The organism is Serratia sp. 22264 (assembly GCF_052045345.1).
Taxonomy (GTDB): Bacteria; Pseudomonadota; Gammaproteobacteria; order Enterobacterales; family Enterobacteriaceae; genus Serratia; species Serratia plymuthica.
The window spans coordinates 56,417-80,557 of sequence record NZ_JBQEOY010000004.1 but is presented as its reverse complement, the minus strand read 5'-3'; the positions used below and the strand labels follow the sequence as shown (position 1 = coordinate 80,557).

Sequence of the window (24,141 nt, the reverse complement as noted above, 5' to 3'; positions counted from 1 at the left end):
CATTGGGTTGCGCCCCTTTTTTTATCGCCGATGCAGATTACAAATGCATACCCAACGTCTGGCGCAGATGGGCGCCGGCGCCCAACAAGCCCGGCTGTGCATGGGTGATCATAAAGACCGGGATATCATGCACGTAATCCTTGAAACGCCCTTTATCTTCAAACGCCGCGCGAAAACCGGATGCCTTGAAGAACTCCATAAAGCGCGGCACTATGCCGCCGGCGATGTAAACGCCGCCGAAAGTGCCGAGATTCAACGCCAGGTTGCCGCCAAAGCGTCCTAAAATAACGCAGAACAGCGACAAGGCACGGCGGCAATCAATGCAGCTGTCAGCCAGCGCGCGCTCAGTGATGTCCTTTGGCTCTAACTTTTCCGGCAGGCGTTGATCGGACTTGACGATAGCGCGGTAGAGATTGACCAATCCCGGGCCGGACAGCACGCGCTCGGCGGATACGTGCCCCACTTCTGCCCGCAGCACCTCCAGAATGCTATCTTCCTCTTCGCTGTTCGGCGCAAAATCAACGTGGCCGCCCTCACCCGGCAGGCTCACCCAACGGCGATTAACGTGCACCAGGTGCGCCACCCCCAGGCCGGTGCCGGCGCCGTACACCGCAATCGGCTTGTCTTTCTGCGCGCTGCCGCCGCCGAACTGCAACACATCGTCTGGCGTCAACATCGGGATCGCCATCGAGACGGCGGTAAAGTCGTTGATCACTTCCAGATGGCTAAGCCCCAGGTTGGCCTGCATCTCTTTGATCGAGAACGCCCAGGTGTGGTTGGTCATCGCCACCCAATCTTCGGTGACCGGGCAGGCAATCGCGATGCAGGCGTCCTGCACCTGAATATCCTGCTCCTTCAGATATTGGCGGATCACCGCCTCCAGGCTGTCAAACTCCAGGCCGGAATAGGTTTTTGCCTGGGTAATTTCACCCGTCGCCACAGTGCACAACGCCAGGCGGGCATTCGTCCCGCCAACATCACCTACGAGGGCATAGGTCATCAGTATCTTCTCCGCAAAATGAATAATAGAAAGCTGCCCACACTGTAAAATCCCGCCGCAAAAACAACAATCACCATCCTTCGCGCTGCCATCCATTAGCGATCCAGATCACAAAAAACGTTTCAGCTTGGCGGTTATGCCGCAGTTTGAAACAAATTGCGGCAAAAAAACGTGCCGTGGCGGCTGTTAAGCGTCATAACAGAGAGGCACTATTAATCAACCTGCGCCCTGTGCCTGTCGGCCATTGCTTTACGTGCCGACGTCCCTTTTTGTCTGGCAAGCCGGGGCACAACCCAATCACCCATTCTCCCTGCCGCTCAGGGGGCCATTGACAAGGGATCCTTGCATGCTGCACCCGCGCGCCAATACCATGTTGGCTTTCGCCCTGCCCGCTCTCGTTATCGGTTCAGCCTCAAGCCTGGTGCTTATTCTGGTGATGAAATTCGCCGACGCGCTGCAACGGCTGCTTTGGGTGAACATACCCGCAGCCTTGAATATCGATACCCACTCGCCCTGGTGGCTGCTCAGCATCCTGACGCTGGCCGGTATCGCCGTGGGGCTGATTATCCGTTATATGCCCGGCCACGCAGGACCGGATCCGGCTACCGAATCGCTGATCGGCATGCCGTTGCCGCTTTCTGCCGTGCCCGGCCTCGGGCTGGCGTTAATCATTGGTCTGGCGGGCGGCGTGAGCCTGGGGCCGGAAAACCCCATCACCGCCATCAATATTGCGTTGGTGGTCGCTGTAGGTTCGCGGCTGTTGCCGAGAGTGCCGCGCATGGACTGGATTATTCTCGCCGCCGCCGGCACCATCGGCGCACTGTTTGGCACCCCGGTTGCCGCCGCGCTGATCTTTTCGCAAACGCTGGCCGGCAATAACGACGTGCCGCTGTGGGATCGGTTGTTTGCCCCGCTGATGGCGGCAGCGGCCGGCGCAGTGACCACTCAGCTGTTTTTCACACCGAACTTCGCGCTGCAAATTGACGCCTATGCCGCCACCCGGCTGACGGATATTTTCAGTGGCTCCATCGTCGCCCTGATCGCCATCGCGCTGGGTATGGTAGCGCTGTGGAGCTTCCCCCATCTCCATCGCCTGTTCCATTCGCTGAAAAACCCGGTGCTGATGCTGGGGCTGGGCGGCTTTGCGCTCGGTGTGCTGGCGCTAATCGGCGGGGAGATCACGCTATTTAAAGGGTTGGACGAAATGAAGCGGCTGGCCGCAGGGGAGAACTTCTCGGTCACGGAACTGCTGCTGATTACCCTGACCAAGCTGGCGGCGTTGGTGATTGCCGCCGCCAGCGGTTTTCGCGGCGGGCGTATCTTCCCGGCGGTGTTTGTCGGCGTGGCGCTGGGCCTGATGCTGCATCAGCACGTCCCGGCGGTGCCGGCGGCCATCACCGTCTCCTGCGCCATTATGGGGCTGGTTCTGGTGGTCACGCGTGATGGCTGGCTCAGCCTGTTTATGGCCGTCGCGGTGGTGCCGGAGCTGCACCTGCTGCCGGTGCTGTGCATTGTGATGCTGCCCGCCTGGCTGGTGCTGGCGGGCAAACCCTTGATGTTGGTGGGCAAACGCCAACCGCCGCACGACGATTAGGCCAGCGCGTATTCCGCGGCGGCGCGCGCATGGATAACGGTAGTGTCGAACACCGGCACCGAAGCATCCTGCGCGCTGACCAGCAGGCCAATCTCGGTACAGCCGAAAATAATGCCCTGCGCGCCCTGCTGTTCCAGATCAGCGATAATGCGGCGATACTCATCGCGCGACGCGTCGCGGATCGTCCCCAGACACAGCTCTTCATAAATAATGCGATGCACGATATCGCGATCGGCCGACGTGGGCGTAACCACCTCGATGCCGTGCCGCTCTTGCAACCGACCGCGATAAAAATCCTGCTCCATGGTAAAACGCGTGCCGAGCAGCCCGATGCGGCGGATCCCCTGTTGGCGCACCTGCAACGCCGTGGCGTCGGCGATGTGAATCAGGGGCAGGCCGCTGGCCTGTTCAACCGCATCCGCCACCTTATGCATGGTGTTGGTGCAGATGACGATGGCCTCCGCGCCTGCGGCCCGCAACGACGCGGCCGCGGCGGCCAGCAGGTGCCCTGCGCCATCCCAATCCCCCTGATGCTGCAGGCGTTCAATCTCGTGAAAATCGACGCTGTAGAGGACGATTTTGGCCGAATGCAACCCGCCAAGACGCGCCTTTACCTGTTCATTGATCATGCGGTAATAAGGGAGGGTTGATTCCCAGCTCATACCGCCCAACAAACCCAATACTTTCATCGTTTTTCCTCGCCTCATTGCCGTATGTTATCTCTCCGACACTACCGGAGAATCGCAGCGATGACGATGCCTTATTTCGCGCCGGAACTGGCCGGTTGACGCGCCTCGAACCAGCGTTGGCGCAACGTGTCGTACACCCAGTTATAGAGCATGGTGTACGGCAGGAAGAACAGGAAGAAACCAATCTCCAGCATAAAGGCCTGCGCGAAGGAAATATTCAGCATCCAGGCGGCAATCGGCACGCCGATCAGGACAAACCCAGCCTCAAAACCCAGAGCGTGAAACGCCCGCACCCTGAGATTTCGCACCACGCGATCCGCTGGCCACAGGCGGTCAAACGCCGTGTTATAAATCATGTTCCACACCATGGCGACGGTCGACAGCATCACCGCCAACGCACCGACCTGTACCATAGAACGGTTGAGCAGCCAGGCACCCAGCGGGGCGCAAATCATCACGGCAATGGCTTCAAAACCGACGGCATGGACGATACGTTCAACGAAAGACTTGTTTTGCAGTTGCATACATCACCTGTTTTTTTACCCTATGAATTTGTCGGGGAGTGGCAAGCCGCCCCGCATTAATCGGAGCTGATTTATTCTCCCCCGACTAAAGCCAGGTGATTATCATCGATTTTTTGGGTAGATTAAAAATAGGTTCCATCGATAAAGTAGATACATCATGCGCTATTCACCTGAAGCCCTGCAGGCATTTGTCGAAGCCGCTGCCCTGGGTTCTTTTTCTGCCGCCGCGCGCAAGCTGCGCAAAAGCCAATCGACCATCAGCACCGCCATCGCTAACCTGGAGGCGGATCTCGGCTTGCAATTGTTCGATCGCCAGGCGCGGCAGCCAGTCTTGACCGCCGCCGGCCGTAAAGTGCTCTGCCATGTGCAGGAGATCCTCGCCGCCAGCGAACGGCTTGACGCACTGAGCATCCGCCTGGCGGACAAGACAGAACCCCGGTTAACCATCGTATTTTCCGATACCTACCAGCCAAACCACCACGACAGGTTGATGCTGCACTTTGAGCGGCGCTATCAGGATATTGAACTGGAATGCATGATTGCCGAGGACGGGGACGTGCTCGATCTGCTGCAAAGCGGCCGCGCGCACCTTGGCATGGTAGAAGTTCAGCCCAGTTATCCACCGGATATCGCCTTCGCGCGGCTGCCGGAGCAAACTGAAATGGGGCTGTTCGTCGCCCGCTCGCATCCGCTGGCGCAAACGCCCTCGCCAACGCATGAGCAGTTATCCAGCACGCGCCAGCTGTATTTGAATACCTACACTGGCGCAAGCGCGGCACGGCCCCAGGGGTTGGTATGGTCTGCTCCGAGCTATCTGATGCTGCTGGAAATGGCGGAACAAGGTTTTGGCTGGGCCGCGTTGCCAAACTGGCTGGTGAAACAGTACGGCCACGACAAATTAGCCGAGCTGAAGCCGCGCGGTTGGCCGAAGCTGATTTCCGTGGATGCGGTGTGGTCGAAGTTGTCCCCGCCGGGGCCGGCGGGGTACTGGTTGCTGGAGCGCTTGTTGGAAAGCGCGGAAGATCAGGCCGCCGCGTTGCGTGATTGAATGGCGCGCGAAACGGTATCCAGCAATTCGGGAATGTCCATCTTCGGCAGCACCACTTCTACGAAGGCCAACTGCTGGCTGTCTCCCACTTCACGCAATGCCTGGCGCAGTTGCTCCGGTTCGGTGACCCGCAGCGTTTTCACCTGATGCTCGCCGGCCAGCGCCTGCGGCAGTTGCGTCCAGTTCCATTGGGTGATGTCGTTGTAACGCTGCTCCGGCCCATGAATCGCCCGTTCGACGGTATACCCTTCATTATTCAGCAGGAAAATCACCGGTTTCAGCCCGTCGCGCAGCATCGAGCCAATCTCCTGCGCAGTGAGTTGCGCCGATCCGTCACCGATCAGCAACACCACCCGGCGAGCCGGCTCCGCCGTCTGCGCGCCAAACGCCGCCGGCAAGGTGTAACCGATAGACCCCCACAGCGACTGCACGATAAACCGGCACCCCTGCGGCAGGCTCAGTGCCGCAGCGCCAAAACAGGCGGTGCCTTGCTCGGCGATCACAATGTCGCCCGGCCGCAAGAAGCCTTGTATCTGCTGCCAAAATCCGTGTTGATCCAGACCGCTGCCGTTCGGTTCCGGCAATGCCGGCCGTTTGATAACCGGCAACTGCCATTGCAACGCCTGCGACAACGTTAACTGGTGCAACGCTTTTACCGCGTCACGCATCGGGATCTGGCTGAATACCTGCTGCCCGACCCGCGCTTCGAAAGGTTGGATATCGATACACTTCTCCGCCGGCAAGTGATGGCTGAAGCCGGCGGTAATGGTATCGGTAAAGCGCACGCCGACGGTAATCACCGCATCGGCATTCTCAATCAGCTGCTTCACCTGCGGATCGCTGGCCGCACCGGCGTAGGTACCGGTAAAGCAGGCATGGGTTTCATCCAATACGCTCTTGCCGAGCAGCAGCGTCGAATGCGGCATGTCGACCTCATTCATCCACTGTTCCAGCACCCTTTCGGCGCCAAAGCGTTCAGCCAGGAAATCGGCCAACAGAGAAACCCGCCGCGCCGGCAACAGCATTTCTCGCGCTGCGGCGATAAACGCCTGCAACGACGCCTGTGAAAGATGGGCCTGCCGCAGCATCAGCGGTGCCGGCCGCGACGCCAGCGGCGCTTCCGCCACGTCGCTCGGCAACATCAGGTAAACCGGCCGACGTTCAAACAGCGCAGTGGTCAGCAGGCGATCGATTTCCGCCTCGGCGTTGACGGCGGTAAGGTTCGCCTGGGCGACGGTCACTTCTTTGGCCATGCGGGCAAAGTGGCCGAAATCCCCGTCCCCCAGCGAATGGTGCAGCAAATCTCCGGCACGCTGTGCACGCAGCGCTGGGGTGCCAACCACGTGGATCACCGGTAAGTATTCGGCGTAGCTGCCTGCAATGCCATTTACCGCGCTCAGTTCACCCACGCCAAAGGTGGTCAGTAAAGCGGCGGCCGGTTTGCAGCGCGCGTAACCGTCTGCGGCGTAGGCGGCATTGAGTTCGTTGGCGCACCCCACCCAGGTGATCTGCGGATGATCAATCACGTGATCGAGAAACTGCAGATTGTAGTCTCCCGGTACGCCAAAGAAGTGCCGGATGCCAATCTGGGCTAAACGATCGAGTAGGTAATCGGCCACCTTGTAGCTTTTACTCATGATCATCACCTGCAAAAGGTTGCAATTGTTAGTTTTAAGTATCAAATATGTTATGAAAATGTCGAGCATTATGTTTAAAAAGCGGATGGAAACCCTACGTTACATCCCCGCACTCGCCGCGAGCATTTACCTGCTTGATGGGCTGTATTTAAAAACTTGACGGTTATTTAGCGTGATCGCGGGCTCTGACAGCAAGAGTGAAAGCGCATACACTAAAGCTCACTCTCACCTCTGCCGAAAAGGGTTTGTATGCTTTACCAGGCTGATGCTTCGCGTTATCAAAATATGGAATATCGCCGCTGCGGACGCAGCGGGCTGAAATTGCCCGCGGTTTCGCTCGGCTTATGGCACAACTTTGGCGACACCACCTTGCATGACAATGCGCGCAAACTGATCCATTGCGCGTTCGATCGCGGTATTACCCACTTCGATCTGGCCAATAACTATGGCCCGCCACCCGGTTCCGCCGAGGAGAACTTTGGCCGCATCCTAAGCGCAGATCTGAAACCCTGGCGCGATGAACTGATCATCGCTTCGAAGGCCGGTTACACCATGTGGCCGGGCCCTTACGGCGACTGGGGTTCGAAGAAGTATCTGGTCGCCAGCCTGGATCAAAGCCTGCAACGCATGGGGCTGGAATATGTGGATATCTTCTATCATCACCGCCCGGATCCGGATACGCCGCTGGAGGAAACCATGGGCGCGCTGGATCTGCTGGTACGCCAGGGCAAGGCGCTGTACGTCGGGCTGTCCAACTACCCGGCCGAGCGCGCGCGCCAGGCATTCGAGATTCTGCACCGGCTCGGCACGCCTTGCGTGATCCATCAGCCTAAGTACTCCCTGTTCGAGCGCTGGGTTGAGCCGGAGCTGCTGGATACGCTCGAAGAACATGGCGTCGGCTCCATTGCATTCTCTCCGCTGGCCGGCGGCCTGCTGACCGACCGTTACCTGCACGGCATCCCGCAAGATTCACGCGTCGCCAGCGGCAGCCAGTTCCTGCAACCCGATCAGCTCACCGACGCAAAACTGGAAAAAGTGCGCCAGCTTAACGCCCTGGCGCAACAGCGTGGGCAGAAGCTGTCGCAGATGGCGCTGGCCTGGGTATTGCGCGGCGATCGCGTGACTTCAGTGCTGATTGGCGCCAGCAAGACCAGCCAGATTGAAGACGCCGTCGGCATGCTGGCTAACCGCACTTTCAGCAGCGACGAAATCGCCCATATCGAACGGATATTAATGTAATCGCTTACAATTATCGCCGGGCGCATGGCCGGCGATAACCTCCGCAGCGCCAGACAAATCTTAAATCCTCATCCCATCGCCGCTTTTCAGAATCCCACTAAGATTCAACCCTATCCGCAGGCGCTAATATGGCGATATTGCAGTAAAAAATAATAAGGCCGACTAATGATGAACGCGCTTCATTAACCGGCCAACCCGCTGCGGCGGAAAGGAGAAGCCATGTTTAAACCTCTGTTATTGGCCGCCTTATTGGTGGCGTCTACGGTACCCGCCATCCAACAGGCGCATGCGGAAGGCCTCAGTATCAATCTGATGCCGGGCGTATCACTGCGCATTGGCGAGGAAGATAATCGCGGCCGTTATTGGGACGGCTACGACTGGCGCGACCGCGACTGGTGGCAAGGCCATCAGGGCCGCTACCTGGGCGATCGCAGCCGCCGGGGCTATTACTGGGATGGTTATCGCTGGCGCGATAACGATTACTGGCGCAAAAATTATTACTATCATGATGGCCGCTATCGCAAATTCGATAAGCATTACTACAAGCACCACGAAAAACATCATTGGAAGAAAAAACACCATGATGACGATGACTATCGTGGTCGACGCCATCACGACGACGATTGATGCCAAAAGGCCAGCATAACGCTGGCCTTTTCGATCACAGCACGCTGCTGACCAGCAGATAACCGTTCAGGCCGACCACCACCAACACAATCAGCTTGCCCAGCGTCTGTATGCTCCGGCTGTTCACCATTTCCCCCATCAGTTCCCGGTTACCGGTAAAGGCGAGCAGCGGCACCAGCGCCAACGCAATGCCGAAGCTCAGCAGCACCTGACTCAACACCAGAATACGCGTGGCATCCATTCCCAGCATAATGACGATAAACGACGGCAGCATAGTGACCACCCGGCGCACCCACAGCGGAATGTAAAAGCGTACAAATCCCTGCATCACCACCTGCCCCGCCAGCGTCCCCACGACGGTGGAAGACAGACCGGCGGCCACCAGGCTCAACCCGAAGAGCGTCGCCGCCGCCTGGCCCAGCACCGGCTGCAGTGTCAGATAGGCCAAATCAAGATCGGCCACGCCGCTGTGCCCATTGAAGTGGAAGGTGGCGGCGGCGGTTGCCATCATTGCCAGGTTAACAAAACCGGCGATGGTCATGGCAATGGCGACATCGACCTTGGTGGACGCATACCGATCCGCCTTTGAATTCTCGCCGGCAGCCTGGGTTAAGGATGAATGCAAATAAATCACGTGCGGCATGATGGTCGCGCCCAGCACGCCGGCGGCCAGATATACCGCATCGCCATTCGGCAGATCCGGGATCGCCATGCCTTTTAACAGCGGGCCAAGCTGCGGCTGGGAAAACGCCAGCTCCACCATATAGGCAGCGGCAACAAACAGCAGCAGCCCGCCGATCGCCCTCTCCAGCGGTTTTTGCCCGCGTTTTTGCAGCATCAGGATCAGGAAGGTGGCGATACCCGTCAGGATGGCCCCCTCAAGCAGCGTAACGCCCAACAGCAGTTTGAAACCTATCGCCGCGCCGATAAACTCCGCCAGGTCGGTAGCCATCGCAATGATTTCCGCCTGCACCCAATAAGCCCATACGGCCGGGCGTGGAAAGCGATCGCGGATGTGTTCCGCCAGGTTTTTGCCGGTAGCGATACCGAGTTTGGCGGACAGCAGCTGGATAAGCATGGCCATGACGTTGGCCCAGACCACGACCCACAGCAGGCTGTAACCCAAAGAGGCGCCGGACTGGATATTGGTGGCGAAATTGCCGGGATCGATATAACCGATGGCCGCGATAAATGCGGGCCCCATCAGCGACAGTTTGATTTTTCTGGACGGGCAACGGGTGTTCTCAACCACGCGACTGTTTGGCATACCCTGAACCCTTACGTCTGATAAACTAAGGGTTATCTCATGCAAATGATAATAATTATCAAGCGCATTTGTAACGGTAAAACTTATCTCTGTAATCGGGGATAACTCAGGTTTTAACGAAGGGTGTAACGTGCAGATGACACTTTTCGGCCCTCCAACGAGGCATATTCCAAACGAAATACGCCTGATAATCAAATTAGCACAAGAATAGGAATTTCATATGGATTCACTAACCCATTGATTTTTTATGCTTTAAGATAATAATTTAAGACATTTCCCATTACGAATTTCCATATTTGCAATGGACCTCTCGTTTTTAAACGTGGCGTTACATAAAATGACATCCGAAATTCAGCCTGCCTCAAGTTTGGAGCAAACATGTCCCATATTGCGCACTTTGCGTTAGCGTTGGTGGTGGTTGCGATCCTGGCACTGTTAGTGTGCCGCGATCGTAAAAGCATCCGCATTCGCTACGTTATTCAACTGTTGGTTATTGAAGTACTGCTGGCCTATTTTTTCCTGCATTCGGAAGCGGGTTTAGGCTTTGTAAAAGGATTCGCGGCGCTGTTCGACAAGCTGCTCGGGTTTGCGGGGCAAGGGACTGATTTTGTATTCGGCGGTATGGGTGATAAAGGTTTGGCCTTCTTCTTCCTGAAGGTACTGTGCCCAATCGTCTTCATCTCTGCGCTGATCGGTATTCTGCAATACATCAAAGTGTTGCCGTTTATCATCCGGATTATTGGTACCGTGCTGTCAAAAGTAAACGGAATGGGCAAGCTGGAGTCGTTTAACGCCGTCAGCTCGCTGATCCTGGGCCAGTCTGAAAACTTCATTGCCTATAAAGATATCTTGGGCAAGATGTCGGAAAAACGCATGTACACCATGGCGGCAACCGCGATGTCTACGGTTTCCATGTCCATCGTGGGTGCTTACATGACCATGCTGGACGCCAAGTTTGTGGTTGCGGCGCTGGTACTGAACATGTTCAGCACCTTTATCGTGCTGTCATTGGTCAACCCGTATGACACCAGTAAAGAAGAAGAACTGCATCTGGGCAATCTGCACGAAGGCCAGAGCTTCTTCGAAATGCTGGGTGAATACATTCTGGCAGGTTTCAAAGTAGCCATTATCGTTGCTGCTATGCTGATCGGCTTTATCGCCCTGATCGCTGCGCTCAACGGTCTGTTCAGCGCCATCTTCGGTCTGAGCTTCCAGGAAATCCTGGGCTACTTCTTCTATCCGTTCGCCTGGATTATGGGTATTCCTAAGCACGAAGCCTTGCAGGTGGGCAGCATCATGGCGACCAAGCTGGTCTCCAATGAGTTCGTGGCCATGATGGAACTGCAGAAAGTCTCTGCCGAACTGTCGCCACGCAGCCTGGGCATTCTGTCGGTGTTCCTGGTTTCTTTCGCCAACTTCTCTTCCATCGGCATTGTGGCCGGTGCGATTAAAGGGCTGAATGAGAATCAGGGCAACGTAGTTTCCCGCTTTGGTCTGAAGCTGGTTTACGGTTCTACGCTGGTCAGCCTCCTGTCTGCGTCCATCGCGGGCCTGGTTCTGGGCTAAGCCGAAACGGCAACAACGAAAAGGTCGCTTCGGCGGCCTTTTTTATTGCCCACAGTTTAGAAAGCTTAGAAAACAGAAAAGACAGAAAGCAAAAAGCCGACCCTGAGGTCGGCTTTTTAAATGGTGGTGGAGCTAGACGGGATCGAACCGTCGACCTCTTGCATGCCATGCAAGCGCTCTCCCAGCTGAGCTATAGCCCCACAAAAGTGGTACGCTTTAACCGGCGTTACGGTATTCCCCAACCTTTCTGAGATAAAGGTTGGTGGAGCTAGACGGGATCGAACCGTCGACCTCTTGCATGCCATGCAAGCGCTCTCCCAGCTGAGCTATAGCCCCAATCCACAAACACAAAATCCTGTGAACGGGGCGCATAATATGAAACCCCCGAAACACTGTCAACGGCTAAATTGAATTACTCGATCAAGCGCTGAAAAAGCCGCCAAATCAGCGCGTTTAGCGCTAAAAAATAGCCATTACGGATAAAAATCAGCCAGGCATAAAAAAAGCCCTGAGGATCGCTCCACAAGGCTTTATCTGTTATCGCGTCATCTTGCTACCGGCCGTGTGCTGACAGCCTGGCAGCACGCGGCCAATCTATCAGGCCTGAGCTTCACGCCCGGCGATGTAGGCCAGCGCCAGGTCGATACGCTGCAAAGAACGCGCCTGGCCGATAGCATGCACGGTCACGTCCATACCCGGTGACTGACCGGCGCCGGTGACCGCTACGCGCAGCGGCATGCCCACCTTGCCCATACCTACGCCCAGCTCATCAGCGGTACCCTGAATGGCGTCATGCACGTTCTCCGGCGTCCAGGCACTGACAGCAGCCAGTTTGGCGCGTACCGCTTCCAGCGGCTGGCGTGCCACCGGGCGCAGATGCTTCTTGGCGGCGTCAGCGTCGAATTCGCTGAAGTCTTCATAGAAGTAGCGGCAGGACTCGGCCATTTCCTTCAGCGTCTTGCAGCGCTCGCCCAGCAGTTTGACGATATCTTTCAGCTCAGGGCCGTTGCGAGTCTCAATGCCAAGCTGCTCAACGTGCCACGCCAGATACACCGCAACTTCTTCCGCCGGCATATGGTTAATGTAATGGTGATTCAGCCACTGCAACTTCTCGGTATTGAAAGCGCTGGCGGATTTGTTGATCGCTTCCAGGGTGAAGAACTCTTTCATCTCATCAATAGAGAAGATTTCCTGGTCGCCGTGGGACCAACCCAGACGCACCAAATAGTTCAGCAACGCCTGCGGCAGGTAGCCGTCATCGCGGTACTGCATCACGCCCACTGCGCCATGACGTTTTGACAGTTTTTTGCCGTCGTCGCCCAGGATCATGGATACGTGCGCATATTCCGGCACCGGCGCACCCAATGCTTTCAGGATATTGATCTGGCGCGGGGTGTTGTTGATGTGGTCTTCGCCGCGGATCACGTGGCTGATTTCCATATCCCAATCGTCCACCACGACGCAGAAGTTATAGGTTGGCGAACCGTCGGTACGGCGAATGATCAGATCGTCCAACTCCTGGTTGCTGAATTCGATTGGGCCGCGGATTTTGTCATCGAAGATAACCGAACCTTCCTGCGGGTTACGGAAACGCACCACGCACGGCTCGTCATCGGTGTGGCTGTCTTGGCTGTCGCGGCAGTGGCCGTCGTAACGCGGTTTTTCACCGTTTTCCATCTGCGTTTCACGCAGCGCTTCCAGACGTTCCTTCGAGCAGTAGCATTTATAGGCGGTATCCTGCACCAGCATGTCGTCAATCACCGCGTTATAACGGTCAAAACGCTTGGTCTGGAAATACGGACCTTCGTTCCAATCCAGGTTTAACCAGTTCATGCCATCCATAATTGCGTCGATAGCGTCCTGCGAGGAACGTTCCAGATCGGTATCTTCGATACGCAGAACGAACTCACCGCCCGAATGGCGGCTGAACAGCCAGGAGTAAAGCGCAGTACGGGCGCCACCGACGTGAAGATAGCCGGTTGGGCTCGGTGCAAAACGGGTTTTGATTTTCATTGGTTTCACTGCCTTATTACGCAACGCGGGTCGGCGGTTGCCGACGATTGCTCGGAATTGAAAAAAGTGGGCAACATTGTACCACCCCCCGCTAATTCCTCAACGCCGACACGAGATTGCCGCACCGGTTTTCGTTATCGCTGCGGCGCATTTCGCATAACAATGTGCAAAGAATCATCATTGGTGGTGATAAATATCGCATCCTGTTTAAATTTGCGGCGAACGATTGAAATCATTTTAAAAACCGTTGACTCACTTTCAACTATCCCTATAATGCGACTCCAACAAGACGGGGCGATTAGCTCAGTTGGTAGAGCATCTCCTTTACACGGAGGGGGTCGGCGGTTCGAGCCCGTCATCGCCCACCATCTTGTTGAGCAGTAAAGCAGTAAGAAATGAGAAGAATGAGGGTGATTAGCTCAGTTGGTAGAGCATCTCCTTTACACGGAGGGGGTCGGCGGTTCGAGCCCGTCATCACCCACCACTCATTCTCTTGTTTGGCAGTACCCGGAAGTTCTGAAGTGGGTGATTAGCTCAGTTGGTAGAGCATCTCCTTTACACGGAGGGGGTCGGCGGTTCGAGCCCGTCATCACCCACCACTTCTGCGGGTCGTTAGCTCAGTTGGTAGAGCAGTTGACTTTTAATCAATTGGTCGCAGGTTCGAATCCCGCACGACCCACCAATACAGAAAAAAGCGCCTTACGGCGCTTTTTTCGCATCTGTAGCCTGGAAATCACCACAAGCTCTATTACCTGCCCCCTTTATCGCCCATAAAAAAGGCGCTGCAAGCAGCGCTCAGACTGCCGACAAAGCCCGTTATTAGGGAGAGCGTACCGAAGGGGTTGTAGCGGCTTGCCCGCCGGAGCGCCCCTCGGTGCGCTAGGCCCGGGTATCTCGGATTCAAAGACAACTTTGTCATCAAACTCGGCGCTGCAAGCAGCGCTCTATAGTCATAAATAACAAGTCACCCTATCCCCTAATTCAAGTTGCCGTCAACACACACGCAACTTGAAGTATGACGGGTATATCACGCCGCCAGCGTCGCTCCGCCGTCAATCACGATATCCTGCAGGGTGATATGGCTGGCGCGATCGGAGGCCAGGAACAAAATGGCATCGGCAATTTCCTGCGGTTGGGCGATTTTGCCCAGCGGAATACCCAGCTTGAACTGCTCCGGGAACCCCTTGATGGTGTTCTGTTCACCGCTTTCGTCCTGCCACATACCGCGCTGCATCGGCGTATTGGTCGAACCGGGCGAAACCAGATTGCAACGCACGCCATAAGGCGCCATTTCCAACCCTACGGTTTGGCACAGGCTGCGCAACGCCGCCTTGGAAGCGCAATAGGCCGCCATGCCGACGCGCGGCACATGCGCCGCGTTAGAGGCTACGCTGACAATCGCACCGCACCGCTGGCGACGGAACACCGGCAAGGCATGACGGAACATATTGAACGCCCCGCCGGCATTGACCGCCATACAGGCCAGCCAATCTGCGGTGCTGGTCTCATCTGCCAACCCCATCCGCAAAATGCCCGCACCGTTCACCAGCACGTCCAGCGCTGGCTGTGCTGCCAGCAAACGCCCGCACAAGCTGTCTACCGCATCGCTATCGGCGACATCCAGCACTTCAGTGCGGAACGGGTATTCCGGTTCGTCGAAACGCAGGTCGAAGCCAATTACTTCGGCACCGGCCCTAACAAACGCCAACGCCGTCTCCAGGCCAATACCTGCACCCGCGCCGGTCACCCAAACCCGCTTACCGGCAAAATCGCCCTCTTTGCCCATCAAGACTTCTCCTGCGACAACATAGCCCACCAGTTGTCAATGGTCGGGTTTTTGGCCAACGCGATAAAATCAATATCGCTGCGGATTTTACGCCAGCGCGCGGCCAACTCCATGATACGCACCGAGTCCAGACCGTAGTCGATCAGGTTCTCATCGTCGCCCATGTCTTCGCTGTCTTCATCGAGGAACGGCATAATTTGCAGGCGCAGCGCAGCTTTGCTGGCGATGCCCGGCAGCAGCTCGGCGGTAGTCACCACGCGGCCACAGCGGCCTGCGGTGTAACGCAGCGCCATCAGGTGTTCGTCACGGGAGAAATCCGCCAGACCGTCAGCCACCATAAACGGCTGGATATTGCGCATAAAGGCATCGATGGCGGTAGTCATGCAGCCGATATGGGCATACACGCCGCAAATGATCAGCTGATCGCGCCCCGACTCCTGCAGGATTTCCTGCAACGGCGAACGGTGGAAGGCGCTGTAACGCCACTTCACCAGAACCGTATCGTCATCTTCCGGTGCCAGAGCCTGAACCACCGCCTGCTGCTCCGGGTGTTTATTCAGCCCTGGCCCCCACATATCGTTCAGCAATGCACGGTCTTCGTCGCTTTGCTGATTGGGCTGCGCGGTGTAAAACACCGGAATACCCTGTGATTTGCAGTAGCGGCGCAGATTGGCAATGTTCTCTACCACCTGTTTAATCAGCGGGCTGTCTTCACCCCAGAAATTCAGGAAATACTGCTGCATATCGTGGATCAGTAACGCAGCCCGCTGCGGTTCTACCGTCCAGCTCACTTTGTTGGTCGGCAGTTCAGCCTGCGTCGGCAGCGCGTAATCATTAAGTTTAGGTATGGCCATGACTTATTCTCCCTGGGCCTGAGTCAGTGATTGCGTCTCCAGGCGTTGACGCAACCGTTTTTTATCCACTTTTCCTACCGGGGTGAGCGGCAGCGTATCGACCTGTATAAAGCGGTCAGGTAATTTAAATTCGGCCACGCCCTCTGCACGCAAATGGCGGCGCAGCACCACCGGCTTCAACGCGCTGGCGGCGATAATAAAGGCGCAGCTCTTCTCGCCCATCAGCTCATCCGGCATGGAAACCAGCGCCGCATTGATCACCTCCGGGTGGCGCAACAGCAGGTTTTCGATCTCCTCGGCGGCGATCTTCTCCCCACCGCGGTTGATCTGATCTTTCTGACGCCCTTCCACCTTCACATAGCCGTCTTCAGTCAGGCTGATCAGATCCCCGGAACAGTAAAAACCGTCTTTATCAAAGGCGGCGGCGTTATGTTCGGGGCTTTGGTAATAACCGCGGAAGGTGTAAGGGCCCCGGGTCATCAGGCGCCCGGTTTGCCCCACCGGCAGCGGGTTGCCCTCGTCATCGGCCACCCACAGTTCGTCGTCCGGCGACATCGGGCAGCCCTGAGTGGTGAGAATATGCCGGTCGTCATCGTCCAACCGGGTGTAATTCACCAGACCTTCCGCCATGCCGAAGACCTGCTGCAACTGGCAGCCGATTTCCGCCGGAATACGCGCGGCCAAGGTTTCACTCAGCTTGGCGCCCCCCACCTGCAACAGCTTAAGGCTGGCCAATGGTTGACCGCCCCACTCTTCAATCGCCTGTAGCCACAGCGTCACCGCCGGCGGTACCAGCGCCGTCACGTTAATCTGGTGCTGCTCGATCAAACGGAAGCATTGCCCGGCATCCGGATCGCTGGCGAACACCACCAGCCCGGCGCCATAAAACACGCCGAGCACGCCCGGAGAACTCATCGGGTAGTTATGCGCCACCGGCAGCGCGCACAGGTAGCGGGTATGCGCATCGAAATGGCAAATTTCCACGCTGCGACGGATGCTGTAGTAGTAATCATTGTGGGTGCGCGGGATCAGCTTTGGCGTGCCGGTGCTGCCACCGGAAAGCTGGAAGAACGCCACCTGGTCAGCCGGGGTCGGTGTCGCGATAAAATCTTCGGCATCCTCTTCGAGCCAGGCGGCCAGCGACTGATCGCCTTCCTCCTGGCTGCGCAGCGCCACTACGCGCAATGAAGGATTTTCGGCGCGAAACGCCGTGAGGAATTCGTCGTTGCCGAACAGGCCATGCTGGCGATCGGCAATCAGCAGCGCAGGTTTGATTTGTGCGGCATAAGCCTTGAGTTCGTTGCGTTGATGGCTGAACAGCGCGTTCACCGGCACCACGCCAATTTTCAGCAGCGCAAAGAAGGCCACATAGAACTCGACCACGTTGCCCAACTGCACCAGAGCGGTATCGCCACTGTGCAAGCCCCGACGTTGCAGCGCGGCGGCCAGCCGGTCAGAAAGTTGATTGAGCCGGCGATAGCTCAGGCTGCGCTGCGGGTCGATCAGCGCCACGGCGTCATTTTTGGCCTGGCGGGCAATAATGTCGGTCAATGGCCGGTCGGTCCAATAACCGCGTTCACGATAACGACGGGCCAACGCCTCAGGCCAGGGAGTAAAATCAATGCTCATGGGTATGCCTATCCTTGGTTCAGGCCAAACGCCCGCGAAATGGTACTGAGTTTGGTGCCGGTTTCACGCCATTCGGATTCCGGCGAAGAGTCTTGCACGATGCCGGCACCGGCAAACAGCCGCACCTGATTGCCCTGCACGGTGCCGCAACGAATGGTCACGACCCATTCGCCGTTGCCTTCGGCATCGCACCAGCCGACAATGCCGCCGAACAGGCCGCGATCAAAGGGTTCAAGCTGTTTGATCACCTGATGCGCAAGCTGGGTTGGCGTGCCGCACAAAGCCGGAGTCGGGTGCAACAGGCAGGCCAGCGAAAGCGCATTTTCCGCCCGGCTGGCGGCTTCGCCATCGATAGGCGTAGACAGATGCCACAGCGTGGTGGTGCTCAATAATTCAGGGGATGACGGGATGTTCAAGTGGCGGCAGCGGTCGGCCAATACCTGACGCATGCCTTCGGTGACGAACTTGTGCTCATAAAGGTCTTTGTCCGACACCAATAGTTGTTGGCTGATTTCACGGTCCCGCTGCGGATCGGCATCGCGGCGGGCAGAGCCGGCCAGCGGATTGGAATGGAACTGCGCGCCGGATTTGCGCAACAGCAATTCCGGGCTGGCGCCCACCAGCGCCCCCTGCTCCAGCGGCACGTGGAAGTGGAAACCGTTAGGGTTCTGGGCAATGATGCGCGCCATCAACGCCTGGCGATCGACAGGTTCGCGGGTTTCAATCTCCAGCAGGCGCGACAGCACCACTTTATCCAACCGGTCGCCACGGGTAGCCTGCACCGCATCGGCAACCATCTGCATGAAAGGCTGCTGGGCAGGCACTTCGGTTTGCCGGGTAATTTCCGGCAAGGAGTCCTGCGGCTGCGTTGCGCCGGCCAAAAAGGCATCGCGTTCAAACCACTGAGTTTGCTGGGGAATAAACAACGCGGAAGGTTGATGAGTATCAAAAGGAATGGCGCCACAGAGTACCGGGTTCTTCACGCCGGCCAGTTTCGCTTCGGCGAAAGCGTGCCGCACTTCTCGCTGGAACTCCCCATTCACCTGGTCCCCGCCCGCAGCGGGCAACGTGATTTTGGCGAAGCAGCCTTGCGTACTCAGGCTACGGAAAGGAGAGGTAAAGAAGAAGCCCGCGGTGGGCGAAACGCCTGCAGTATTCAGTTCGCTCTCCTTGCTTTGCGGTTTCTTTTGGCCGGCACCCTTTACAGTCACGCTCATCGGTACTCCATTTCTCTTCGTGAATGATAACAAACATAATAATGATTATCATTTAAGTTTGACCGCGTTAAAGTACCCTTGGAAATTTGCCATGTCAATAATTGTAAACAGCTCTTCTCCTCTTCATCGTGGTAGAAAATCAGCAGCATAAATTATATAAATGATAAGTATTACTATTTAAAACCTAAGGACTTTCTTTATGAAGAAGAACCTGATCTTCGGCCTGGCGCTGTTCGGGCTAGCGGCAATCAGCGCCGCTCACGCCGCCGATGCCGGCTGGCCGCGTAACATTGAAACCTCACGCGGCGTGATCACCCTCAATCAGCCCCCTGCCCGTATCGTTTCTACCAGTGTTACCGTCACCGGCACCCTGCTGGCCATCGACGCACCGGTCATCGCCAGTGGGGCAACCACGCCCGGCAGCCGTCTGGCGGACAAACAGGGATTCTTCCGTCAATGGAGTGACATCGCCGCGCAGCGCGGCGTCAAACGCCTGTACATCGGCGAACCCAATGCGGAAGCCATCGCCGGTGTTGCCCCGGATCTGATTATCATCTCGGCCACCGGCGCCGATTCCGCCCTGCGCCTGTACGATCAGCTCTCTGCCATCGCCCCGGTGCTGGTGGTCAATTACGACGACAAAAGCTGGCAAGAACTGGCCGCAGAACTGGGCCAGGCCACCGGGCATGAAGCCCAGGCGCATAAGGTCATTGGCGATTTTGATGCGCGTGAAAAAGCGCTGAAACAGCGCATGACGCTGCCTGAACAGCCGGTCTCCGCGCTGGTGTTCGGTTCGGACGGCAAAACCGCCAATCTGTGGACCGCCGATTCCTCTCAGGGGCAGATGCTTAAACAGCTCGGCTTCACTCTGGCGGTACCGCCCGCCAAATTGAACAACAGCCGCAGCATGGGCGTGCGCAAGGACATTATTCAGTTGAGCGGCGAGAACCTGGCAGAAGGCCTGAACGGCCAGACGCTGATGCTGTTCGCCAACGGCGACGCCGACGCGCAACGCCTGCTGGCCAATCCTTTACTCGCTCACCTGCCGGCGGTGCAGCACAAACGGGTTTACGCGCTGGGCAACGATACCTTCCGGCTGGATTATTACAGCGCCGGCAACTTGCTGACGCTGTTGGAAAAACAGTTTATTTCTCGGTAGTCTCGCTGGCGGGCTGGAGCCTTTCTTCCTGCCCGCCGCTGCCCACCTGGCGCAAACCGCGCATGGCGAAAGCCAGTACCACACCCAGCACCGCCACCCCAAAACCAAAACTGGTCGACGTCATCGCCGGCAGCATAAACGCCCCCATTGCCCCCAGCAGTAACGCCCCCAGCGCATCGCCCACGACGTTTTGCGCCGTCCACAGACCATTGATGCGCCCCAGGAAGGCGTCCGGCGTCAGGTTCTGAATCAGCCCGTATTGCAGCAACGAGTTCACCGCGCTCAGGTAACCAAAAATCACCAGGAAAAACAGCGCCAAACCGTACCACGGCATCAGACCGAACAGACCGATGGCGACGAACGCACCTATCGCCGTCGTCAACATCATCCAGCCCGGCCGCGCTACGTGAGCGACCCGGCCGCTGGTGAACGCGCCAATCGCCGCGCCGAGCGGGACTGCGGAATACATAAAGCCCAATTGCGCTGCGCTGACGTGCCACATGCCGGACATCGCCGGATATAGCACCCGCACCGCACTAGCCATGGTCAGCAGCGCGCCGATCAACGCCACCATACCTATTACCCGGTTGCGGAACAGGAAGCCGAAACCGCCGGCCAATGCGCGCAGCGGGTGTTCGCGCGGTTGTGGTGGCGGTGCTAACTGCGGCAGACGCAGCAAGGGGATCAACGTCAGCAAAGTGCCCAACGCCGCCAGGCCGTAGTTCCACATCACGCCGGAGTGAGCGATCACCAGGCCCCCGATCGCCGGCGATAGGATCGAGCCAAAACGCACCGTCAGCATACTGATGGCACCGGCCTGAACGATGTTTTCACGCCCCACCAACGCCGGCGTGGCGGCCAGCAGCGCCGTCACCCCGACCGCGCCGAAGAAACCGTCCCATACGGCCAACAAATAAATCGCCGTTAACGAAGGGGCCGGCAAGGCAGCGTTCAGGCACAGCCCGATAAAGCCAATGCCGCAGGTGGAGCGAGCAAACAGAATCAAACGGCGGCGCTCGTAGCGATCGGCCAATACGCCCCCCATCAGCAAACCGGCAAACATACCGCTGCCCGCCAGCGTCACGGACAGCCCGACCAACAGGGTCGAACCGGTCAACGCCTGTATCTGAACCGGGATCGCAATGGCCATCAATCCCAGCGCTAAAATGGAAATAAAACGCGCGCAAAATACGGCACGAAACGCGCCATTGGTCTTAAGCAGGCCAAAATCCAGCAAAATAGAGGGCTTACTCATCAGCTTTCTCACCACAACGTAGGAAAAGGGGCAGCGTCTGTGCTGCAATAGCGAAGGGAGTCATGGTAACATAGATGAAAGCAATCAATAATGATAATAAATATCATTCATATTCAATTAAATAACGGATTGTTATGTTACGGATTACACGCAATGGCGCACCGTCCATTCCGGCCCCCAGGGATCGTCTTATTAGCGGCTCTCCCCACTCATTTCATCGCAAACTGTTTGGTTTGCTGCTTGCCGTTTGCGCGCTGTTGGCCGTTATGCTGCTCAGCCTGTCGCTCGGCGCTAAACCCATCCCTTTTGATACGGTTATCCAGGCGCTGAACGGTCAATGCCATGGAGCGGACTGCACCATCATTACCGAAGCCAGGTTGCCGCGCACGCTGGTGGGCGTATTGGCCGGCATTGCGCTGGGCTTGTCCGGTGTATTGATGCAAACCCTCACCCGCAACCCCCTGGCCGATCCGGGCATTCTCGGCGTGAACGCCGGGGCGGGATTTGCCGTGGTACTGGGCATCACCTTCTTTGGTGCCGCCGAGGTTAGCCAATACCTGTGGTTCGCCTTTGCCGGGGCGATGTTCGCTGCACTGCTGGTCGCGTTGATCGGCGCGCTGGGCGGCAGCAGCTTGAACCCGGTCCGCCTGACGCTGGCCGGGGTCGCGATGGCGGCGGTGCTGGAGGGAATGACCTCAGGGATTTCTCTGCTCAATCCGCTGGTGTTCGATCAGCTGCGGTTTTGGCAGGCCGGCTCGCTGGATATTCAAAATATGCAGGTGGTGCGCACCGTCACCCTGCCGATCCTGCTGGGCACGCTAATCACACTGTGGATGAGCAAATCGCTTAACAGCCTGAGCATGGGCAACGAATTGGCCACTGCGCTGGGCACCGGCATCGTCCGTACCCAATTGCTGGGCCTGCTGGCGATCACCCTGCTGTGCGGCGGCGCCACCGCCGCCGTCGGCCCGATTGCCTTCGTCGGCCTGATGATGCCGCACATTGCCCGGCGGCTGGCCGGCTCCGAGCTGCACTGGATGCTGCCGTGGACGCTGGTCCTGACCCCCATCCTGCTGCTGAGCGCCGATCTGATTGGCCGCTTTCTGGTGGCCGGCGAGCTGCGCGTTTCCATCGTGACCGCCCTGATTGGCGCACCGCTGCTGATCGTGCTGGTGCGCCAACGTCATATGTTCAGGAGGCAACGCTAATGTCGATGCTGGCAGCCCGTCTGATGACCGATCAAAAATTACGTGCCCTGTCGCGGCCGGCGCTGACCGCGTCGATGCTGGCGCTTGCCTGCGGGGTACTGGCAATTTACGCCCTGGGTTCCGGTTCCCTTTCGCTTAGCGCCACGCAGGTGATCGACGCTCTCCTCGGCAAAGGCCCGGCAAACCTGACGGTGATAGTCACCCAGTGGCGTCTGCCACGCGTCACTATGGCGTTGCTGTTGGGCGCCGCACTCGGGATCAGCGGCGCCATTTTCCAGTCTCTGCTGCGCAACCCGCTCGGCAGCCCGGACGTGATTGGCTTCAATACCGGCGCCTACAGCGGCGTATTGGTAGCCATAGTGCTGTTTAACGGCGGCGTTATCGGCATCACCTCCGGGGCGCTGGCCGGTGGCCTGCTGACCGCCGCGCTGGTTTATCTGCTGGCATGGCGCAACGGTGTCGAGGCTTTCCGTTTGATTATCGTCGGCATCGCCGTGCGCGCTCTGCTGGTGGCCGGCAATACCTGGCTTATCATCAGCGCCTCGCTGGAATCCGCCATGACCGCCGGGCTGTGGAGCGCAGGGTCACTTAACGGCATAAGTTGGGCGAAAAGCCTGCCGGTGCTGGCGGTGATCGCGCTGTGCTGCCTGCTGTTGCTGACGCTGTCACGCCGCATGCGGCTGCTGGAAATGGGTGACGACACCGCCTGCGCCCTCGGCGTGCCGGTGGAACGTTCGCGCGTGCTGCTGCTGCTGATCGGCGTAACGCTGACCGCTGCCGCCACCGCCGTGGCCGGGCCGATCTCCTTTATTGCACTGGTGGCGCCGCAGATTGCCCGCCGCCTGTGCACCAACCGCAGCGTCCTGTTGCTGACCGCCCTGACCGGCGCGCTGCTGCTGCTGATCGCCGATGTCGCCGCCCAGCGCCTGTTTATGCCTTATCAATTGCCGGTAGGCGTGCTGACCGTCAGCCTCGGCGGCATTTATCTGATTTGGCTGTTAATCCGTGAGTCACGAAAAAAATGAATGCTGAACCCCTGCTGCCCGCGCCGCTGCGCGCTGAACATCTGACGCTAAGCTATGACAAAAAAATCGTAGCGAGCGATCTTTGCGTCTCTATCCCCCAGGGCGAGCTGACGGTGATTATCGGGCCGAACGCCTGCGGTAAATCTACCCTGCTGCGCACCCTCAGCCGCCTGATGCAACCGCAAGCCGGAAGGGTCTGGCTGAACGGCAAGCACATCGGCGAATACGCCACCAAAGAGGTGGCGCGCCAGTTAGGCCTGCTGCCGCAAAGTTCGACCGCTCCCGGCGACATCACCGTCTTTGATCTGGTGGCCCGTGGCCGCTACCCGCATCAGCATCTGTTCAGCCGTTGGCGCGAAGAAGACCAGCAAGCGGTGGAGCAGGCAATGCGTTCCACCGGCGTGTTTGAACTGGCCGAACAGCCGGTGGATACGCTTTCCGGCGGGCAGCGTCAGCGGGTCTGGATTGCGATGGTGCTGGCGCAGCAAACGCCGCTGCTGCTGCTGGATGAACCGACCACCTGGCTGGACATTAGCCATCAGATCGACCTGCTGGAGTTGATGCGTCAGTTAAACCGTGAAAACGGCCACACGCTGGTGGTAGTGCTGCACGATCTCAACCACGCCTGCCGTTACGCCACCCATCTGATCGCCATGCGCAACGGCAAAGTCGTGGCCGAAGGTGCACCTAAGGATATCGTGACGCCGGAGTTGATCGAAGAAGTGTACGGCCTGCGTTGCATGATCATTGACGATCCGGTCTCGCACACGCCGCTGGTGGTGCCGTTGGGGAAATGATTTCCAG

The 24,141-nt window shown here is 57.8% G+C and carries 20 protein-coding genes and 6 tRNA genes; 13 read left to right on the top strand and 13 right to left on the bottom strand.

What is annotated here, in order from left to right:
- Nucleotides 1–37 precede the first annotated feature (37 nt).
- Nucleotides 38–1,003, bottom strand: a complete 966-nt coding sequence (glk, locus tag ACTJJ1_RS16165) for a glucokinase (protein WP_086016597.1) — start codon at nt 1,001–1,003, stop codon at nt 38–40.
- 343 nt (nt 1,004–1,346) lie between these two features.
- Between glk and ACTJJ1_RS16160 the strand changes: the two genes are divergently transcribed.
- Nucleotides 1,347–2,594 (top strand): ion channel protein, encoded by a 1,248-nt coding sequence (locus ACTJJ1_RS16160; RefSeq protein ID WP_013813973.1) that lies wholly within the window; start codon nt 1,347–1,349, stop codon nt 2,592–2,594.
- Here ACTJJ1_RS16160 and ACTJJ1_RS16155 read toward each other — a convergent pair.
- On the bottom strand, nt 2,591–3,283 hold the full coding sequence (locus ACTJJ1_RS16155) for an aspartate/glutamate racemase family protein (protein WP_004947581.1): 693 nt from the start codon (nt 3,281–3,283) through the stop codon (nt 2,591–2,593). The genes ACTJJ1_RS16160 and ACTJJ1_RS16155 overlap by 4 nt on opposite strands.
- 71 nt (nt 3,284–3,354) lie before the next feature.
- Nucleotides 3,355–3,807 (bottom strand): multidrug/biocide efflux PACE transporter, encoded by a 453-nt coding sequence (locus ACTJJ1_RS16150; protein ID WP_004947584.1) that lies wholly within the window; start codon nt 3,805–3,807, stop codon nt 3,355–3,357.
- Nucleotides 3,808–3,964: 157 nt separating this feature from the next.
- On the opposite strand from ACTJJ1_RS16150, the gene ACTJJ1_RS16145 reads away from it, so the two are divergent.
- A complete protein-coding gene (locus tag ACTJJ1_RS16145) occupies nt 3,965–4,855 on the top strand; it encodes a LysR family transcriptional regulator (RefSeq protein WP_440834464.1) in 891 nt (296 codons plus the stop codon).
- Here ACTJJ1_RS16145 and ACTJJ1_RS16140 read toward each other — a convergent pair.
- Nucleotides 4,831–6,492 carry an alpha-keto acid decarboxylase family protein gene (locus ACTJJ1_RS16140; protein ID WP_006327025.1) on the bottom strand — a complete coding sequence of 554 codons (1,662 nt, stop codon included), beginning with the start codon at nt 6,490–6,492 and terminating at the stop codon, nt 4,831–4,833. The genes ACTJJ1_RS16145 and ACTJJ1_RS16140 overlap by 25 nt on opposite strands.
- A 249-nt stretch (nt 6,493–6,741) precedes the next feature.
- Here ACTJJ1_RS16140 and mgrA point away from each other — a divergent pair, with 249 nt between their 5' ends.
- Together mgrA and ACTJJ1_RS16130 are read left to right on the top strand one after the other, a co-directional pair.
- Nucleotides 6,742–7,731, top strand: a complete 990-nt coding sequence (gene mgrA, locus ACTJJ1_RS16135; protein WP_004947593.1) for an L-glyceraldehyde 3-phosphate reductase — start codon at nt 6,742–6,744, stop codon at nt 7,729–7,731.
- A gap of 219 nt (nt 7,732–7,950) precedes the next feature.
- Nucleotides 7,951–8,358 (top strand): DUF2502 domain-containing protein, encoded by a 408-nt coding sequence (locus ACTJJ1_RS16130; protein ID WP_004947596.1) that lies wholly within the window; start codon nt 7,951–7,953, stop codon nt 8,356–8,358.
- A 34-nt stretch (nt 8,359–8,392) separates the two neighbouring features.
- Here the strand turns inward: ACTJJ1_RS16130 and ACTJJ1_RS16125 are convergent, their stop codons facing one another.
- Nucleotides 8,393–9,625: an Nramp family divalent metal transporter gene (locus ACTJJ1_RS16125; RefSeq protein ID WP_440834461.1), complete on the bottom strand. Its 1,233-nt coding sequence runs from the start codon at nt 9,623–9,625 to the stop codon at nt 8,393–8,395.
- A gap of 378 nt (nt 9,626–10,003) precedes the next feature.
- Here ACTJJ1_RS16125 and ACTJJ1_RS16120 point away from each other — a divergent pair, with 378 nt between their 5' ends.
- Complete coding sequence (locus ACTJJ1_RS16120) at nt 10,004–11,191, top strand: NupC/NupG family nucleoside CNT transporter (RefSeq protein ID WP_004947602.1); 1,188 nt, start codon at nt 10,004–10,006, stop codon at nt 11,189–11,191.
- A gap of 124 nt (nt 11,192–11,315) precedes the next feature.
- On the opposite strand, the gene ACTJJ1_RS16115 is transcribed toward ACTJJ1_RS16120, so the two are convergent.
- The 3 genes from ACTJJ1_RS16115 to gltX form a co-directional block, all read right to left on the bottom strand.
- Nucleotides 11,316–11,391: transfer RNA gene (locus ACTJJ1_RS16115), tRNA-Ala, on the bottom strand.
- A 60-nt stretch (nt 11,392–11,451) separates the two neighbouring features.
- Nucleotides 11,452–11,527, bottom strand: a tRNA-Ala gene (locus tag ACTJJ1_RS16110).
- Between the two features lie 261 nt (nt 11,528–11,788).
- Nucleotides 11,789–13,204 carry a glutamate--tRNA ligase gene (gene gltX / locus ACTJJ1_RS16105; RefSeq protein ID WP_004947608.1) on the bottom strand — a complete coding sequence of 472 codons (1,416 nt, stop codon included), beginning with the start codon at nt 13,202–13,204 and terminating at the stop codon, nt 11,789–11,791.
- 292 nt (nt 13,205–13,496) lie between these two features.
- Between gltX and ACTJJ1_RS16100 the strand changes: the two genes are divergently transcribed.
- The 4 genes from ACTJJ1_RS16100 to ACTJJ1_RS16085 all read left to right on the top strand — a co-directional run bounded on the left by ACTJJ1_RS16100 (nt 13,497) and on the right by ACTJJ1_RS16085 (nt 13,886).
- A tRNA-Val gene (locus ACTJJ1_RS16100) sits at nt 13,497–13,572 on the top strand.
- Nucleotides 13,573–13,612: 40 nt separating this feature from the next.
- A tRNA-Val gene (locus tag ACTJJ1_RS16095) sits at nt 13,613–13,688 on the top strand.
- A gap of 39 nt (nt 13,689–13,727) precedes the next feature.
- Nucleotides 13,728–13,803, top strand: a tRNA-Val gene (locus ACTJJ1_RS16090).
- A 7-nt stretch (nt 13,804–13,810) separates the two neighbouring features.
- Nucleotides 13,811–13,886 (top strand) — tRNA-Lys (locus tag ACTJJ1_RS16085).
- Nucleotides 13,887–14,231: 345 nt separating this feature from the next.
- Here the strand turns inward: ACTJJ1_RS16085 and dhbA are convergent.
- The 4 genes from dhbA to ACTJJ1_RS16065 are packed head-to-tail and all read right to left on the bottom strand — an operon-like array spanning nt 14,232 to nt 18,690.
- Nucleotides 14,232–14,990: a 2,3-dihydro-2,3-dihydroxybenzoate dehydrogenase gene (dhbA, locus tag ACTJJ1_RS16080; protein ID WP_004947610.1), complete on the bottom strand. Its 759-nt coding sequence runs from the start codon at nt 14,988–14,990 to the stop codon at nt 14,232–14,234.
- Nucleotides 14,990–15,844, bottom strand: a complete 855-nt coding sequence (locus tag ACTJJ1_RS16075; RefSeq protein ID WP_004947612.1) for an isochorismatase — start codon at nt 15,842–15,844, stop codon at nt 14,990–14,992. Before ACTJJ1_RS16075 ends, dhbA begins: the two co-directional genes overlap by 1 nt.
- A gap of 3 nt (nt 15,845–15,847) precedes the next feature.
- Nucleotides 15,848–17,473, bottom strand: coding sequence for a (2,3-dihydroxybenzoyl)adenylate synthase (locus ACTJJ1_RS16070; protein ID WP_122289590.1), 1,626 nt, complete (start codon nt 17,471–17,473; stop codon nt 15,848–15,850).
- A gap of 8 nt (nt 17,474–17,481) precedes the next feature.
- A complete protein-coding gene (locus ACTJJ1_RS16065; RefSeq protein WP_004947620.1) occupies nt 17,482–18,690 on the bottom strand; it encodes an isochorismate synthase in 1,209 nt (402 codons plus the stop codon).
- 199 nt (nt 18,691–18,889) lie between these two features.
- Here ACTJJ1_RS16065 and fepB point away from each other — a divergent pair, with 199 nt between their 5' ends.
- Nucleotides 18,890–19,849: a Fe2+-enterobactin ABC transporter substrate-binding protein gene (gene fepB / locus ACTJJ1_RS16060; protein ID WP_004947623.1), complete on the top strand. Its 960-nt coding sequence runs from the start codon at nt 18,890–18,892 to the stop codon at nt 19,847–19,849.
- Here fepB and entS read toward each other — a convergent pair.
- Nucleotides 19,836–21,104: an enterobactin transporter EntS gene (entS, locus tag ACTJJ1_RS16055; RefSeq protein ID WP_004947625.1), complete on the bottom strand. Its 1,269-nt coding sequence runs from the start codon at nt 21,102–21,104 to the stop codon at nt 19,836–19,838. The genes fepB and entS overlap by 14 nt on opposite strands.
- Before the next feature lie 134 nt (nt 21,105–21,238).
- On the opposite strand from entS, the gene fepD reads away from it, so the two are divergent.
- Genes fepD through ACTJJ1_RS16040 form a run of 3 tightly spaced genes read left to right on the top strand, consistent with a single transcriptional unit; the run spans nt 21,239 to nt 24,134 of the window.
- Nucleotides 21,239–22,312, top strand: a complete 1,074-nt coding sequence (fepD, locus tag ACTJJ1_RS16050; RefSeq protein WP_440834456.1) for a Fe(3+)-siderophore ABC transporter permease — start codon at nt 21,239–21,241, stop codon at nt 22,310–22,312.
- On the top strand, nt 22,312–23,337 hold the full coding sequence (fepG, locus tag ACTJJ1_RS16045; RefSeq protein ID WP_440834454.1) for an iron-enterobactin ABC transporter permease: 1,026 nt from the start codon (nt 22,312–22,314) through the stop codon (nt 23,335–23,337). Before fepD ends, fepG begins: the two co-directional genes overlap by 1 nt.
- Nucleotides 23,334–24,134 (top strand): ATP-binding cassette domain-containing protein, encoded by an 801-nt coding sequence (locus ACTJJ1_RS16040; RefSeq protein WP_325986856.1) that lies wholly within the window; start codon nt 23,334–23,336, stop codon nt 24,132–24,134. The genes fepG and ACTJJ1_RS16040 overlap by 4 nt, the downstream gene beginning before the upstream one ends.
- Nucleotides 24,135–24,141 lie beyond the last annotated feature (7 nt).